A 13,490-nucleotide genomic window follows, 5' to 3' on the forward strand; every position below is an offset into this window, starting at 1 on the left:
AACGCTAATTTTTTATCCCGAGAGGAGTGCGCCTCATGAAAGTATGCGTGATCGGTTCCGGATACGTCGGCCTGGTGGCCGGCACCTGTTTCGCCGAGAGCGGCAACGACGTCATCTGCGTCGACGTCGACCAGGAGAAGATCGAAGGTCTCAAGCGGGGCGTGATCCCCATTTACGAGCCGGGGCTGAAGGAAATGGTGCTCAGAAACGGCGAGGAAGGGCGCCTGAAGTTCACCACCGACCTCGACGCCGCCGTCAAGGAGTCGCTGGTCTGCTTCATCGCGGTGGGTACCCCGCCGGGTGCGGACGGCTCCGCGGACCTGCAGTACGTTCTCTCCGTGGCCCGCAACATCGGCCGTGCCATGGAAAGCTTCAAGATCATTGTGGACAAGTCCACCGTTCCCGTGGGGACCGCGGACAAGGTCCGCGCCGCCGTGAAGGAAGAGCTCGACGGCCGCGGCGTGCACATCGAGTTCGACGTGGTTTCCAACCCCGAGTTCCTCAAGGAAGGGGCGGCCATCGACGATTTCATGAAACCTGACCGCGTGGTGATCGGCACCGACAACGTGCGCACCGCGGAAATAATGAAAGAGCTGTACTCGGCCTTCATGCGCAAATCCAACCGCATGCTGGTCATGGACATCAGAAGCGCCGAGATGACCAAGTACGCCGCCAACGCCATGCTGGCGACCCGCATCACCTTCATGAACCAGATCGCCAACCTCTGCGAGGTGATGGGCGCCGACGTGATGGCGGTGCGCGAGGGGATCGGCTCCGATTCCCGCATCGGCTACGATTTCCTCTTCCCCGGCGTCGGTTACGGCGGCTCCTGCTTCCCGAAAGACGTCAAGGCGCTGGTGCGCACCGCCGACGAGTGCAGCTACGACTTCATCCTCCTCAAAGCGGTGGAGGAGGCGAACGAGCGGCAAAAGCGCATCCTCTCCGACAAACTGGAGCGCCGCCTTGGTGAAGGTGGGGACAGGCCGCTCGCCGGCAAGAGCATCGCCGTCTGGGGCCTCTCCTTCAAGCCCCGCACCGACGACATGAGGGAGGCCCCCTCGCTTACCATCATCAACCGGCTCCTGGAGCTGGGCGCGACGGTGCGGGCCCACGACCCGGAGGCCCTCAACGAGGCGAAGAAGCATTTCGGCGACCGGATCGGCTACCACATGAACCCGTACGAGCCGCTCAAGGGGGCCGACGCCCTGGTCATCATCACCGAGTGGAACGAGTACCGTAACCCCGACTTCGACCGGATCAAGACGCTCCTGGTCAACCCGCTCATCTTCGACGGCAGGAACCTGTACCAGCCCGGCCGCATGCGCGAGATCGGGTACGAGTACCACCCCATCGGCAGAAACGGCGCCGCATCCTGCGAGATGGAATAACTACTAACTGCTGTTCTACGTTCTAAGTTCTACGTTACTGAAAAGGCAGGCGTTGCTGGGCAACTTCGGTGCGCCTGGTGGCGGCAGTTAACCTAGAACGTAGAACGTAGAACTGTTTCACGTTGCGAGGTTTTATGCGCATTTTAGTCACCGGCGGCGCCGGTTTCATCGGTTCACATCTTTGCGAAAGGCTTTTGAAGGAGGGGCACGACGTCATCTGCCTCGACAACTTCTTCACCGGCAGCAAGCGCAACATCGCCCACATGCTGGATCACCGCAGCTTCGAACTGATCCGGCACGACGTCACCGAGCCCATCCTTTTGGAGGTGGACCGGATCTACAACCTGGCCTGCCCCGCCTCGCCGATCCACTACCAGTACAACCCCGTGAAGACCACCAAGACCTCCGTCATGGGCGCCATCAACATGCTGGGGATCGCCAAGAGGGTCCGGGCCAGGATCCTGCAGGCCTCGACCTCCGAGGTGTACGGTGACCCCCAGGTGCACCCGCAGACCGAGGCCTACTGGGGCAACGTCAACACGCTCGGGCTGAGAAGCTGCTACGACGAGGGAAAACGCGTCGCCGAGACCCTGATGATGGACTACCACCGCCAGAATCACGTGGACGTCAGGATCATCAGGATCTTCAACACCTACGGCCCCAAGATGGCCGAGAACGACGGCCGCGTGGTCTCCAACTTCATCCTGCAGGCCCTCAAGGGTGAGGACATCACCGTCTACGGCGAGGGCGAACAGACCCGTTCCTTCTGCTACGTCTCCGACCTCGTGGAAGGGATGGTGCGCATGATGGAGACCCCCGGGTTCACCGGGCCGGTCAACCTGGGCAACCCGGCGGAAACCACCATCCTGGAGTTCGCCAAGAGGATCATAGAGCTGACCGGGTCCACCTCGCGCATCGTCTACCGACCGCTCCCCGCGGATGACCCGAAGCAGAGGCAGCCGGATATCTCCCTGGCCAAGCAGATGCTCGGCTGGGAACCCACGGTGAGCGTGGACGACGGGCTCAGGCAGACCATCGACTATTTCCGCTCCGTCCTCACCTCGGCATAGGAACGCATGCAGAAACGATTTTTCTTAATACCCGGCGCGGCGATCCTCTTCATCCTCTGCTTCACCGTTTTCGGTGACCGGGGACTGCTGCGCATCAACCACCTGCACCGCGACCTGGACGACACGCAAAAGCGCCTGAACGAACTGAAAGATGAAAACGACAAGCTGAAACGGGAGATCGCCGCCCTGCAGTCGGACCGGCGCTACCTGGAGAGCATCGCCCGGCGCGACTTCGGCCTGGTGCGCGGTAACGAGGTGATCTACCAGTTCTCCCCGGCTCCCGCAAAGCCCGCGACGGCCGGAAACGCTCCGGCTCAAGGGGACGCCCCTGGCGCGACGACACCCGCCGCCGCGACGCAGGGGGGGGTACCGGCTCAACGCGAGGCGGCACGCCCGGCCCAACCGGCGGCACGCTCCGGCAAGTAACCAACAGCCCCTGGCGGGGCGCTGAGGGAAATGGCATGAATCAAGCTGGCAAACAACACTGCGTGGTCTGCGCCTGGCGCGAACACTGCTCCAAGAAATTTTGCGTGGCCGACGGCGGCGCCCGCTGCCCGGACTTCACACGCGACGTGACCATAAAACCCGTGCCCGACGCGGAAAAGGATAAGGAAAGGGAGGAGAAGATATGAAGGAGCAGCTGCGCGCATGCATCCTGAAGGGAATCGAGGGGTGTTTCGCCGACGGCACGCTCACCTCTGGTGTGGTTCCGGCCATCAACGTGGAGAAGCCGGCGCACGCCGAGCACGGAGATTTCGCCACCAACGTCGCCATGCAGATGGCCAAGCAGGAGCGCAAGGCGCCGCGCGCCGTCGCGGAGGCCCTGGTCAAGAAGCTCGCCGAGGCGTCGGACCTGATCCAGTCCGTCGAGATCGCCGGCCCCGGTTTCATCAATTTCTTCGTTAAAGACGCGGCCTGGAGGCAGGTGCTCACCGCGATCGACCGCGCCGGCGACCAGTACGGCAAGAGCAGGGTCGGCGCCGGCAAGAAGGTGCAGGTCGAATTCGTCAGCGCCAACCCGACCGGCCCGCTGCACATCGGCCACGGCCGCGGCGCCGCGACCGGCGACGCCGTCGCCTCGCTCCTCTCCGCCGCCGGCTTCGACGTGCAGCGCGAGTACTACATCAACGACGCCGGGAACCAGATGAACACGCTGGGGCTCTCCGGCCTGTTGCGCTACAAGGAACTGCTGGGAGAGAAGATCGATTTCCCGGAGAACTGCTACCAGGGCGACTACATCAAGGACATCGCGCGTGACGCCATCGCCAAGCACGGCGACCGCTTCCTCAAGGCTCCCCAGGAGGAGGGGGTGGCCTTCTTCGCCAAGATGGGGGGCGACCTGATCCTCAAGGGGATCGACGACGACCTGCAGGACTTCGGCATCCGCTTCGACAACTGGTTCTCCGAGCAGTCGCTCTTCGACGACGGCAAGGTCACCTCGGCCATCGCCGAGATGCAGGAGAAGGGGCACATCTACGAGCAGGAAGGGGCGCTCTGGTTCAGGACCACGGCCTTTGGCGACGACAAGGACCGCGTCGTGGTCAGGAGTAACGGCGTCACCACCTACTTCGCCTCCGACATCGCCTACCACCGCGACAAGTACGCGCGTGGCTTCGACTGGGTCATCGACGTCTGGGGCGCCGACCACCACGGTTACGTGCCCAGGCTGAAGAGCGTGGTGCAGGGGCTGGGGCGCCAGGCGGACGATCTCGGCATCATCCTGGTGCAGCTGGTTTCGCTTTTGCGCGACGGCCAGCCGGTCGCCATGTCCACCCGAAGCGGCGAGTTCGTGACCCTGAAGGAGGTCGTGGACGAGGTCGGCCGCGACGCGGCCCGCTTCTTCTTCCTGATGCGCCGCTCCGACAGCCAGCTCGACTTCGACCTGGAGCTCGCCAAGCGCCAGAGTAACGACAACCCGGTGTACTACGTACAGTACGCCCATGCCCGGATCAAGAGCATCTTCGACACCGCCAGGGAGCGCGGCGTGGAGCCGAAGTTTAACGGCGTGCGCCTGGAGCTTCTGGAAAGCGCCGACGACATGAGCCTCGTCAAGAAGCTTTCCCTCTACCCGGAGATCCTGGAAGGGGCGGCGGTCAACTTCGAACCGCACCGCATCACCTACTACCTGCAGGACCTGGCGGGCGAGTTCCACAGCTTCTACAACAAGAGCAGGGTGATCACCCCCGAGGAGCCCGAGTTGACCCAGGCCCGGTTGTTCCTGCTGCACTGCGTCGCCGTCACGCTGAAGAACGCGTTGAGCGTGCTCGGGATCTCCGCTCCGGAGAGGATGTAGGAGGGGCGCATGCGGCTTGACTACAGCGACAAGATGAAGGCGGTCAGGGAGAGCGCGGAACGCGCCAAACCCGTGCAGAAGAACCGCCCGCGCCGCGAGCCGATCGGCACCTTCGCGGTGGTCGGCCTGCTGCTGCTCGTTGTCGGTTACGGCGCCGGGTTGTTGACCGGATGGTTCCTCTTCAAGGGGAAGGTCGACCCCAAGGCGCTCGCCGCCGCGCAGGCCGCCGCCCAGCCCAAGGCACAGGCCGCCGCGGCGCCGCAGGCCGCTATGCCCGCTCAACCCGGACAGCCGGCGCAGCCGGGGCAACCCGCTCCCGACGTGCCGCTCACCTTTTACAAGACCCTCCCCTCGGGCGGGAAGGGGGCCATGGGGAGCGGCATCAACACGAAGCTCCCCGAGGTGCAGTCCAAGGCGACCGTAGCGGCGCCTGCTCCAGCCGCCACCGCCGCGCCCGGCACTGAACCGGCACCCGCAAAACCGGCCGCCGCTGCCGCACCCGCCGCCAAGGCGGCCGAGGGCAAGCCCGCCGAGAAAGCCGGCGACAAGGCCGCGGCGCCGGCAGACAAGCCGGGAGCCGAGAAGCAGGGGGGCGAAGCGCGCTACCTGGTGCAGGTGGCGTCGTACAAGGACAAGAAAGAGGCCGACCAGGTGCGCGCGAAACTCGTCGCCAAGGGGGTCGCGGCCTATCTCGTGGAATCAAAGCTGCAGGACAAGGGTGTCTGGTACCGGATCAGGGTAGGGCGGCACCTCTCCAAGCAGGAAGCGCAACAACTGGCCGGGAAGGTGGGGAGCGGGGCGACGGTGGTCGCCGAATAGCTTTTTTGCCCTCCGGATAGTTTTTTTCTCTCCCCGAGCTACAGTTAACCCCGGGATGGGGAGGCACTATGGAAAAGCGAAAAAAGCTGGGTGAAATATTCGTCGAGAACGGTCTGCTCACCGAGAAAACGGTGGAGCGCATGCTGGCGCTCTCCAAAAAGCTCGGCAAGCGCTTCGGCACCGTGCTGGAGGATCTCGAGCTGGTTACCGGCGAGGAACTGGCCCAGGCGCTCGCGTCGCAATACGGCTGCCGCGTCGCCAGCAACTTCTCCGGGTACTGCTTCTCGCCGCAGCTGCTGAGCACCATTTCGGTGGACGTCGCCATGCAGAACAACCTCTTCCCGCTCAAGCTGGACGAGAAGAGGCTGGCGGTGGCCATGGCCGATCCCACGGAGACGCGGGTGGTGCGCAACATCTCCGCCAACCTCGGGCTGACCATCACCCCCTTCATCGCCACCAGGAAGGAGATCTACGCCGCCATCTGCAAGAACTACCTGCAGAAGGAGGTCAGCAGCGCCGCCGCCCATACCGTCCTGGTCGTCGAGGACGACAAGCTGATCGGGACCATGTTCGGCGACTTCCTGGGGCGGGAGGGGTTCCGCGTCATCCACGCCGTGGACGGGCTGGAGGCCTACAAGGCCGTCCTGACCGAGAAGCCGCACGTGGTGCTGACCGACCTGATGATGCCCAAGCTGGACGGCTACGGACTCTTCGACGCGCTGCGCAGCGTCCCCGATTTCAGCTCGATCCCGGTGATACTCATCACCAGCTCCCTGCAGCCCGAGGACGAGGTGAAGGCCTTCGAAAAGGGGTTCTTCGACTTCATCGAGAAGCCGGTGCGGGAGGAGACACTGATCACCAGGGTGAAGAGGGCGTTGCAGTACCGGGAGCGTTGCTACCAGCTGACTTAAGCCCCATCACGCCACAATTGGAAACGAACCACGCATCCTCCAGCCCCGCCGGACGCTGGAGGTATTTGTTTGAGGAAGCCCCATGTGCGCCATACAGACCGTTAAATGCCCGCACTGCCGCAAGGAAACGCCCCTGGCCGGGAACCCGTTTCGCCCCTTCTGCTCCGAGCGCTGCAAGATGATCGACCTCGGCACCTGGGCCAGCGAGGGGTACCGGATACCGGGCGAGAAGGCGTCGCAGCACGATGACGATGAGGACGAGGGCTGAGCGCTCGCGCCCGACCGGTCACACCACGAGATACATCATTTTATTGCAGCCATGCAATGATCAAAGCAGCAAAGGAGTCTTTCATGTCAGAAGTACGTCTCCGTTTCGCCCCGAGCCCGACCGGCTACCTTCACGTTGGAGGGGCGCGCACGGCGCTTTTCAACTGGCTTTTGGCCAGGAAGCAGCATGGTACCTTCGTGCTCAGGATCGAGGACACCGACGTGACCCGGTCCACCCAGGAATCGGTCGACGCCATCTTCGAGGGGATGAAGTGGCTGGGACTGGACTGGGACGAGGGGCCCTTCTTCCAGTCCGATTACTTCCCGGTTTACAAGGAGTACATCGACAAGCTGGTCGCCGAGGGTAAGGCGTACAAGTGCTACTGCAGCGTCGAGGAGCTGGAGGCGAAGCGCGAGAAGGCGCTCAAGGAGGGGGGGAAGCCGAAGTACGACGGCACCTGCCGCGACCTGCCGCCCCAGGAGGACGACGGCCGTCCCTACGTGATCCGTTTCCGGACTCCGAAGGAGGGTGCCACCACCTGGAACGACCTGATCAAGGGGAAGGTCTCCTTCGAGAACGCGGAGCTGGACGACCTGATCATCCAGCGCACCGACGGCACCCCGACCTATAACTTCGTCGTCGTCATCGACGACGTCACCATGAAGATCACCACCGTGATTCGCGGCGACGACCACGTCAACAACACCCCGCGCCAGATCCTGATCTACCAGGCGCTTGGCGCGCCGGTCCCGGTCTTCGCCCACGTGCCGATGATCCTCGGGGCCGACAAGGCCCGCCTCTCCAAGCGCCACGGCGCCACCTCGGTCATGGCCTACCGCGATATGGGCTTTCTCCCCGAGGCGATGGTGAACTACCTGGTCCGGCTGGGGTGGAGCTACGGCGACGAGGAGATCTTCTCCCTGCAGGATCTGATCGAGAAATTCTCCATAGAGAACGTCGGGCGTTCCGCCGGGGTCTTCAACCCGGACAAGCTCATGTGGCTGAACGCCCACTACATCAAGACCGGCGACCCGGTGCGCCTGGCCGAGCTCCTGATACCGTTTTTGAAGGAGCGTGGTGTCGATCCCGCCCTGGGTGGACCGGACCTGGTGCCCGTGATCAAGACCCTGCAGGAGCGCGCCAAGACCATGCTGGAGCTCGCCGACGGGGCGCTGTTCTACTACAGGGACGAGCTCTCCTACGACGAGCAGGGGGTGGCGAAAGCATACAACGCCGAAACGCCCGCGCTCCTCACCGCGCTGGTCGAGAAACTGGCGGCACTGCCGGCGCTGGACCAGGCGAACATCGAGCTGGCTTTCAAGGAGCTCATGGCCGAGAAGGGGATCAAGCTCGGGCAGGTCGGTCCCGCCGTGCGTCTCGCCCTCTCCGGCACCACCGCGTCTCCGGGGATCTACGAGATGATCGAGGTGCTCGGCCTCGCCGAGACCAGCAAGCGCATCGAGCGCGCCATCTCTGTGCTGGCGAAGTAGCGCGAGGGAAGGCCGGAAAAGAAAAGGAGGGCGCCCCGCCGGGACGCCCTCCTTTTTCCGTTGTTACGCGGCAAAAAATGAGGCCTGCAGCGGACGAGCCGGCTGCAGGCCATGGCATTACATGTTTCTTTTGGTGCGGTTACTGATTAGGCCGGGGAGATTGCGGACACCGGGCAGGTGTCGACGCAAGCGCCGCAGTCGATGCAGGTATCCGCAGCGATGGTCCTCTTGCTGCCAGCCTCGCTGATAGCGTTGACCGGGCAGGAATCGTCGCAGGCGCCGCAGTTGATGCATTCGTCGCTGATGGTATGTGCCAAAGTATTCACCTCCTTCACCTGGAGTTAAAAGTTGACGTGGAAACTAGCACAGCCCTCGAAAAAAGTCCACCATAAAGCTGTAGACAATAAACTCCTAATCGGGAGAAAAATCTTGAACTGAGGCCCACTCTCCTGTATATATAAAAAAAGGTTTTATTTGTGTACTTTTTGTCCGGTGTGGATCTTCCTCGTATCACTGGACAAACTACTATCACGGGGGATGCTAATCGATGGATATTCTGGCACTTAACTGCGGGAGTTCTTCTGTAAAATACCAGTTGTTTGACTGGGATAAAAAAGTGGTTGTGGCGAAGGGGATGGTGGAACGCGTGGTTATCGGCGACTCCTTCATCCTGCACGAGGTCCCGGGGCGCGAAACCTACCGGGAAGACTCCGATTGCCCGGATCACAAGACCGCAGTTGACCTGATCCTGAGAACCCTGACTTCCCCCACCCACGGCGTGCTGAAAGACATCAAGCAGATCGCCGCTGTCGGTCACCGCGTGGTACACGGCGGCGAGAAGTTCACCAAGTCGGTGCTGATCGACGACGAGGTGCTGGCCGCCGTCACCGAGGTGCAGCACCTGGCACCGCTGCACAACCCCCCCAACATCGCCGGCATCGAAGGCGCTATGGCCGTGCTCCCCGGCGTGCCGCAGATCGCCATTTTCGATACCGCGTTTCATCAAACCATGCCCGAGCACGCGTACCTGTACCCGCTTCCCTACGAGTGGTACGAGAAGTACGGCGTGCGTCGCTACGGCTTCCACGGCACCTCGCACCTCTACGTTTCGAAGCGCATTGCCGCCATCCTGGGCAAGCCCGCCAACCAGTGCAACGTCATTACGATGCACATCGGCAACGGCGTCTCCCACTGCGCCATCAAAAACGGCGTGTCGGTGGACACGAGCATGGGGCTCACCCCGCTGGAAGGCGCCATGATGGGTACCCGTTGCGGTGATATCGACCCGGCCATCCCCGCCTTCATGATGCAGAAGGAGAACCTCTCCGCCAAGGAGATCGACTCCATCCTGAACAAGAAGAGCGGTGTCATCGGCATCACCGGTCGTTTCACCGACCGCCGCGACGTGATCGAGAACGCCAACGGCGGCGACCGTCTCTGTTCGCTGGCGCTGGACATCGAGGCGTACCGCCTCAAGAAGTACATCGGCACCTACATGGCCGTTGTGGGCAGGCTCGACGCGGTGGTCTTCACCGCCGGGGTAGGGGAGATGGGGGCGCCGATCAGGGAGCGCGCCATCTCCGGGCTTGAGCACCTGGGCATTGTCCTCGACAAGGAGCGCAACGCCTCCGCCATGACCAGGAAGCGCGAGACGCTGATCACCACCGACGACTCCCCGGTCAAGGTCTACGTCATCCCGACCGACGAGGAACTGGTGTTCACCGAGGACGTGGCCGCCATCTTGAACGGCACCTACACCGACCACATGAACTTCGAGTACAGCTTCTCCAGGCCCGACTTCGTCAGGAAGTAGCGGCGCGGCAGGCGCTAAGAGAAAAGACAGCAAAAAGGCCGGCGGGGTAACCCAGCCGGCCTTTCTTGTTTTGAAAGCTTAGTCGGACCAGTCGGCGCGCCCCTAGCCTTGCGCCTGCACCGCGGTGATGGCGGTGACGTCCACGATGTCCTGGACGGAGCAGCCGCGGGAGAGGTCGTTGACCGGCTTGGCCAGACCCTGGATCACCGGGCCGATGGCCTTGGCGCCGGCCAGACGCTCGACCAACTTGTAGGCGATGTTGCCGGCATCGAGGGTCGGGAACACGAGGACGTTGGCCTTGCCTGCCACGCCGCTGCCCGGCGCCTTCTTGGCGCCGACCGCGGGGATGAGGGCGGCGTCGGCCTGCAGCTCGCCGTCGATGGAAAGCTCGGGATCCATCCCCTTGGCGATCTCCAGGGCCTTCAGCACCTTGTCCGCATCCTGGTGGCTCGCGCTTCCCTTGGTGGAGAAGGAGAGCATGGCGACGCGCGCGGGGACGTCGAGGAAGGATTTGCAGTTGCGCGCGGTGGCGATGGCGATCTCGGCCAGGGCCTGCGCATCCGGGTTCGGGTTCACCGCACAGTCGGCGAAGAGGATGACGCCGTTCTCGCCGAAGTTCGGGGTCTGGGTGGCCATCAGGAAGAAGGAGGAAACGGTCTTGATGCCGGGGGCGGGACCGACGGTCTGGAAGGCGGCACGCAGCACGTCGCCGGTGGTGCCGGTGGCGCCGGCTACCTCGCCGTCGGCGTCACCTTCGCGCACCATCATCCCCGCGAAGTAGAGGTTGTCCGGCGCGGTCAGCATTTCCTGTGCCTGCTGCGGGGTGAGCCCCTTGGACTTCCTTAGTTCCACGAGCTTCCCGACGTAGGCGTCGAGCTTGGGCGACGTGGCGGGATCGACCAGCTCCACGCCGGCCAGGTTGATCCCCTTGGCGGCGGCAGCGGCCTGGATCGCGTCCGGCTTGCCCAAAAGCACGATCTTGGCCAAACCTTGTTCCATGATCTGCTGGGCGGCGAAGAGCATCCTCTCGTCGTAGCTCTCCGGCAAGACCACCGTCTTCAGTTTCGATTTCGCCTTGTCGTGAATCTGCTTAACCAACGGCATGAGCGTTCCTCCGTAATTGAATTATAAAACCGCGTTAGTTATATAACCCAGCAGGCCGGATCGGTCAATAAAAAAGCCGTCTTTTGGGGTCAGCGGGGGAGCGGCGTGCCGCACTCCTCGGGGTCTCCCTGCAGTTTGGCGACCGCGTGCGGCACCGCGGCCCAGACGAAGCCGATGTTCTCGGTGGCCCCCTTCGGGCTCCCGGGGAGGTTGATGATCAGGGCGTTTTTGCGGATGCCGGCGACGGCCCGCGAGATGATGGCGTGCGGGGTCTTCTTGAGGCTCTCCATACGCATCACCTCGCCGAAGCCGGGGAGCAGGCGCTCCACCACGCGCTCGGTTGCCTCCGGGGTCACGTCGCGCGGCGAGACGCCGGTGCCGCCGGTGGTGAGGATGAGGTCGTAGAGGCCGCTGTCGGCCCATTCGACGAGCTTTTCCGAAATGAGGGGGCCCTCGTCGGGGATGACGTCGGTGCAGGCGACGGTGACGCCGCGTTCCTCGAGCCAGGCTCGCAGCGCCGGGCCGCTGCCGTCGGCGCGCTCTCCGGTGGAACAGCGGTCGCTGAGGGTGAGAATGGCTGCTCGCATGGTGGTCTTTCTCCTTTAGTCCTCGCGCTTGAAGACGCCGCTCTTGCCGCCTTCCTTGTAGTGCAGCTTCACGTCGGAGATGACGATGCCCTTGTCGGTCCCCTTGCACATGTCGTACACGGTGAGCGCCGCCACGGTGGCGGCGGTCATGGCTTCCATCTCCACGCCGGTGCGCTCGAAGGCGCGCACGGTGGCCATGACGCCGATGGTCCCCTTCGCCTCGTCCACTTCGAACTCTATGGCGACGTGGTGGATGGCGAGCGGGTGGGAGAGGGGAATCAGGTCCGGGGTTTTCTTGGCGCCGGCGATGCCGGAGAGCCGCGCCACGCCGAGAACATCCCCCTTGGCCATCTTGCCGGCAACGATCGAGTGAACGGTCTCGGGCTTCAGGGTCAGCACGGCGCCGGCTATGGCTGTGCGCATGGTGGGTGTCTTCTGGCTTACGTCCACCATGATGGCGTTGCCGCTGGCGTCGAAGTGGTTGAACGACATGTTAAACCTCCATTTCCAAAGTGGGATCGAGCAGGTGCAGGTCTACTGCCGCGCCGGCGGCGAACTCGGTCGCCTCGGCCGGGAGGATGGCCAGGGCGTTGCAGCGCAGCATGGTCTTCAGTATCCCGGTGTTCTGGTCGCCCGAGGTGCTGGCGACGAAGCGCCCCCCCTCGATGGCGACATGGACGCGCAGGAAGTTCACCTTGCCCGCCTTCTTGCGCGCCCCTTCCTTCAGGATGCCGCTCACGGTGCGACGGAACACCTTCTCGTGTCCCATCATGCGCAGGATGGCGGGACGGGCGAACTCCTCGAAGGTGATCATGGTGGAGACGGGGTTCCCGGGGAGGGAGAAGACCGGAACGCTCCCCTTCATGCCGAAGGCGGTGGGGCCGCCCGGCTTGATGCCCGGCTTCCAGAACTGTTCGACGACGCCCAGCTCGGCCAGTATTTCGCGCACCAGGTCGCGGTCGCCGGCGGACACCCCGGCCGAGGTGATCAGGACGTCCGCCTGCAGCCCTTGGGAGAGAAGCGCACGGTGGCTCTCCCTGTCGTCGCGGGCGATACCGAGGATGACCGGCTCGGCGCCGCAGAGCTTGACGGCGGTGGCAAGGGCCAGGGTGTTGCTGTTGACGATCTGGCTCTCCTTGGGCTCGGTGCCGACCTCGACCAGTTCGTCGCCGGTGGAGAGGATGGCGACCCGCACCCTGCGGTAAACCGGCACCAGGACCGCCGAGAAGGAGGCGAGCAGGCTCACCTGTGCGGGGCCGATCAGTGTCCCCCGGGTCATGATCACCTCGCCGCCGCGCACGTCCTCGCCCTGGAAGCGGATGTGGTCGTGCTTTTTCACCTGCTGCAGCAGCTTCACGGTCTCCGCCGTGTTCTCGGTCTCTTCGATGGGGACCACCGCGTCGGCGCCGGGGGGGATGGGGGCACCGGTCATGATCCTCGCGGCGCAACCGGGCGTCACCGCGTCGTCGGAACTGACGCCGGCGGGGATGTAGTCGGTTACCTTCAGTACGGTGCCCGGCGCGCAGTCGGCGCTCCTGACGGCGAAGCCGTCCATGGCGGAGTTGTCCCAGCGCGGCATGTCCTTGGGCGCCACGTAGTTCTCGGCCAGCACCCGGCCGGCGGCTTCCAGCAGCAGCACCCGTTCCACGCCGGCGGGCGCGACCTTGTCGATGACCATGCGTCTGGCTTGCTCGTAGTTCGTCATCTCGTCCTCTTTGCTTCTTAGTAATGGCAATAACGAAAAGGG

Annotated in this window: 15 protein-coding genes; 10 read left to right on the top strand and 5 right to left on the bottom strand. The window is 63.7% G+C overall.

Features of this window, described 5'->3' with window-relative positions; all coding sequences use genetic code 11:
* Nucleotides 1–35 precede the first annotated feature (35 nt).
* From KOL99_RS12355 to gltX, 9 genes are all read left to right on the top strand, one after another.
* The gene (locus KOL99_RS12355; RefSeq protein ID WP_216510764.1) at nt 36–1,388 is read left to right on the top strand and encodes a UDP-glucose dehydrogenase family protein; all 1,353 of its coding nucleotides are present in this window, start codon (nt 36–38) and stop codon (nt 1,386–1,388) included.
* Between the two features lie 134 nt (nt 1,389–1,522).
* On the top strand, nt 1,523–2,458 hold the full coding sequence (locus KOL99_RS12360; RefSeq protein WP_216510765.1) for a UDP-glucuronic acid decarboxylase family protein: 936 nt from the start codon (nt 1,523–1,525) through the stop codon (nt 2,456–2,458).
* A 6-nt stretch (nt 2,459–2,464) separates the two neighbouring features.
* Nucleotides 2,465–2,884, top strand: coding sequence for an FtsB family cell division protein (locus tag KOL99_RS12365; protein WP_216510766.1), 420 nt, complete (start codon nt 2,465–2,467; stop codon nt 2,882–2,884).
* A 35-nt stretch (nt 2,885–2,919) separates the two neighbouring features.
* Complete coding sequence (locus KOL99_RS12370; RefSeq protein ID WP_216510767.1) at nt 2,920–3,090, top strand: hypothetical protein; 171 nt, start codon at nt 2,920–2,922, stop codon at nt 3,088–3,090.
* Entirely contained in the window at nt 3,087–4,751 is a 1,665-nt protein-coding gene (argS, locus tag KOL99_RS12375; RefSeq protein WP_216510768.1) for an arginine--tRNA ligase, read from the top strand. Before KOL99_RS12370 ends, argS begins: the two co-directional genes overlap by 4 nt.
* Before the next feature lie 9 nt (nt 4,752–4,760).
* Nucleotides 4,761–5,570: an SPOR domain-containing protein gene (locus tag KOL99_RS12380; protein ID WP_216510769.1), complete on the top strand. Its 810-nt coding sequence runs from the start codon at nt 4,761–4,763 to the stop codon at nt 5,568–5,570.
* A 68-nt stretch (nt 5,571–5,638) separates the two neighbouring features.
* Entirely contained in the window at nt 5,639–6,481 is an 843-nt protein-coding gene (locus KOL99_RS12385; RefSeq protein ID WP_216510770.1) for a response regulator, read from the top strand.
* A gap of 82 nt (nt 6,482–6,563) precedes the next feature.
* Entirely contained in the window at nt 6,564–6,749 is a 186-nt protein-coding gene (locus KOL99_RS12390; RefSeq protein WP_216510771.1) for a DNA gyrase inhibitor YacG, read from the top strand.
* An 83-nt stretch (nt 6,750–6,832) separates the two neighbouring features.
* On the top strand, nt 6,833–8,239 hold the full coding sequence (gltX, locus tag KOL99_RS12395; protein WP_216510772.1) for a glutamate--tRNA ligase: 1,407 nt from the start codon (nt 6,833–6,835) through the stop codon (nt 8,237–8,239).
* A gap of 146 nt (nt 8,240–8,385) precedes the next feature.
* Here gltX and KOL99_RS12400 read toward each other — a convergent pair whose 3' ends face one another.
* The gene (locus KOL99_RS12400; RefSeq protein WP_183346266.1) at nt 8,386–8,556 is read right to left on the bottom strand and encodes a DUF362 domain-containing protein; all 171 of its coding nucleotides are present in this window, start codon (nt 8,554–8,556) and stop codon (nt 8,386–8,388) included.
* A 230-nt stretch (nt 8,557–8,786) separates the two neighbouring features.
* Here KOL99_RS12400 and KOL99_RS12405 point away from each other — a divergent pair, with 230 nt between their 5' ends.
* The gene (locus tag KOL99_RS12405) at nt 8,787–10,052 is read left to right on the top strand and encodes an acetate kinase (protein ID WP_216510773.1); all 1,266 of its coding nucleotides are present in this window, start codon (nt 8,787–8,789) and stop codon (nt 10,050–10,052) included.
* A gap of 102 nt (nt 10,053–10,154) precedes the next feature.
* Here KOL99_RS12405 and pta read toward each other — a convergent pair whose 3' ends face one another.
* The 4 genes from pta to KOL99_RS12425 form a co-directional block, all read right to left on the bottom strand.
* Nucleotides 10,155–11,156, bottom strand: a complete 1,002-nt coding sequence (gene pta, locus KOL99_RS12410) for a phosphate acetyltransferase (protein ID WP_216510774.1) — start codon at nt 11,154–11,156, stop codon at nt 10,155–10,157.
* An 89-nt stretch (nt 11,157–11,245) separates the two neighbouring features.
* Entirely contained in the window at nt 11,246–11,743 is a 498-nt protein-coding gene (locus KOL99_RS12415; protein WP_216510775.1) for a MogA/MoaB family molybdenum cofactor biosynthesis protein, read from the bottom strand.
* Between the two features lie 15 nt (nt 11,744–11,758).
* A complete protein-coding gene (gene moaC / locus KOL99_RS12420; protein ID WP_216510776.1) occupies nt 11,759–12,235 on the bottom strand; it encodes a cyclic pyranopterin monophosphate synthase MoaC in 477 nt (158 codons plus the stop codon).
* A gap of 1 nt (nt 12,236) precedes the next feature.
* Nucleotides 12,237–13,448 carry a molybdopterin molybdotransferase MoeA gene (locus tag KOL99_RS12425; protein WP_216510777.1) on the bottom strand — a complete coding sequence of 404 codons (1,212 nt, stop codon included), beginning with the start codon at nt 13,446–13,448 and terminating at the stop codon, nt 12,237–12,239.
* Nucleotides 13,449–13,490: the final 42 nt, after the last annotated feature.

The organism is Geomonas azotofigens, from assembly GCF_018919395.1.
Classification (GTDB): Bacteria; Desulfobacterota; Desulfuromonadia; order Geobacterales; family Geobacteraceae; genus Geomonas; species Geomonas azotofigens.

Coding starts and splice junctions, on each gene's coding strand:
- KOL99_RS12370 (WP_216510767.1), top strand. CDS start 2,920: ATGAATCAAGCTGGCAAACAACACTGCGTGGTCTGCGCCTGGCGCGAA.
- pta (WP_216510774.1), bottom strand. CDS start 11,156: ATGCCGTTGGTTAAGCAGATTCACGACAAGGCGAAATCGAAACTGAAG.
- KOL99_RS12425 (WP_216510777.1), bottom strand. CDS start 13,448: ATGACGAACTACGAGCAAGCCAGACGCATGGTCATCGACAAGGTCGCG.
- KOL99_RS12390 (WP_216510771.1), top strand. CDS start 6,564: ATGTGCGCCATACAGACCGTTAAATGCCCGCACTGCCGCAAGGAAACG.
- argS (WP_216510768.1), top strand. CDS start 3,087: ATGAAGGAGCAGCTGCGCGCATGCATCCTGAAGGGAATCGAGGGGTGT.
- gltX (WP_216510772.1), top strand. CDS start 6,833: ATGTCAGAAGTACGTCTCCGTTTCGCCCCGAGCCCGACCGGCTACCTT.
- moaC (WP_216510776.1), bottom strand. CDS start 12,235: ATGTCGTTCAACCACTTCGACGCCAGCGGCAACGCCATCATGGTGGAC.
- KOL99_RS12385 (WP_216510770.1), top strand. CDS start 5,639: ATGGAAAAGCGAAAAAAGCTGGGTGAAATATTCGTCGAGAACGGTCTG.
- KOL99_RS12415 (WP_216510775.1), bottom strand. CDS start 11,743: ATGCGAGCAGCCATTCTCACCCTCAGCGACCGCTGTTCCACCGGAGAG.
- KOL99_RS12360 (WP_216510765.1), top strand. CDS start 1,523: ATGCGCATTTTAGTCACCGGCGGCGCCGGTTTCATCGGTTCACATCTT.
- KOL99_RS12380 (WP_216510769.1), top strand. CDS start 4,761: ATGCGGCTTGACTACAGCGACAAGATGAAGGCGGTCAGGGAGAGCGCG.
- KOL99_RS12355 (WP_216510764.1), top strand. CDS start 36: ATGAAAGTATGCGTGATCGGTTCCGGATACGTCGGCCTGGTGGCCGGC.
- KOL99_RS12405 (WP_216510773.1), top strand. CDS start 8,787: ATGGATATTCTGGCACTTAACTGCGGGAGTTCTTCTGTAAAATACCAG.
- KOL99_RS12365 (WP_216510766.1), top strand. CDS start 2,465: ATGCAGAAACGATTTTTCTTAATACCCGGCGCGGCGATCCTCTTCATC.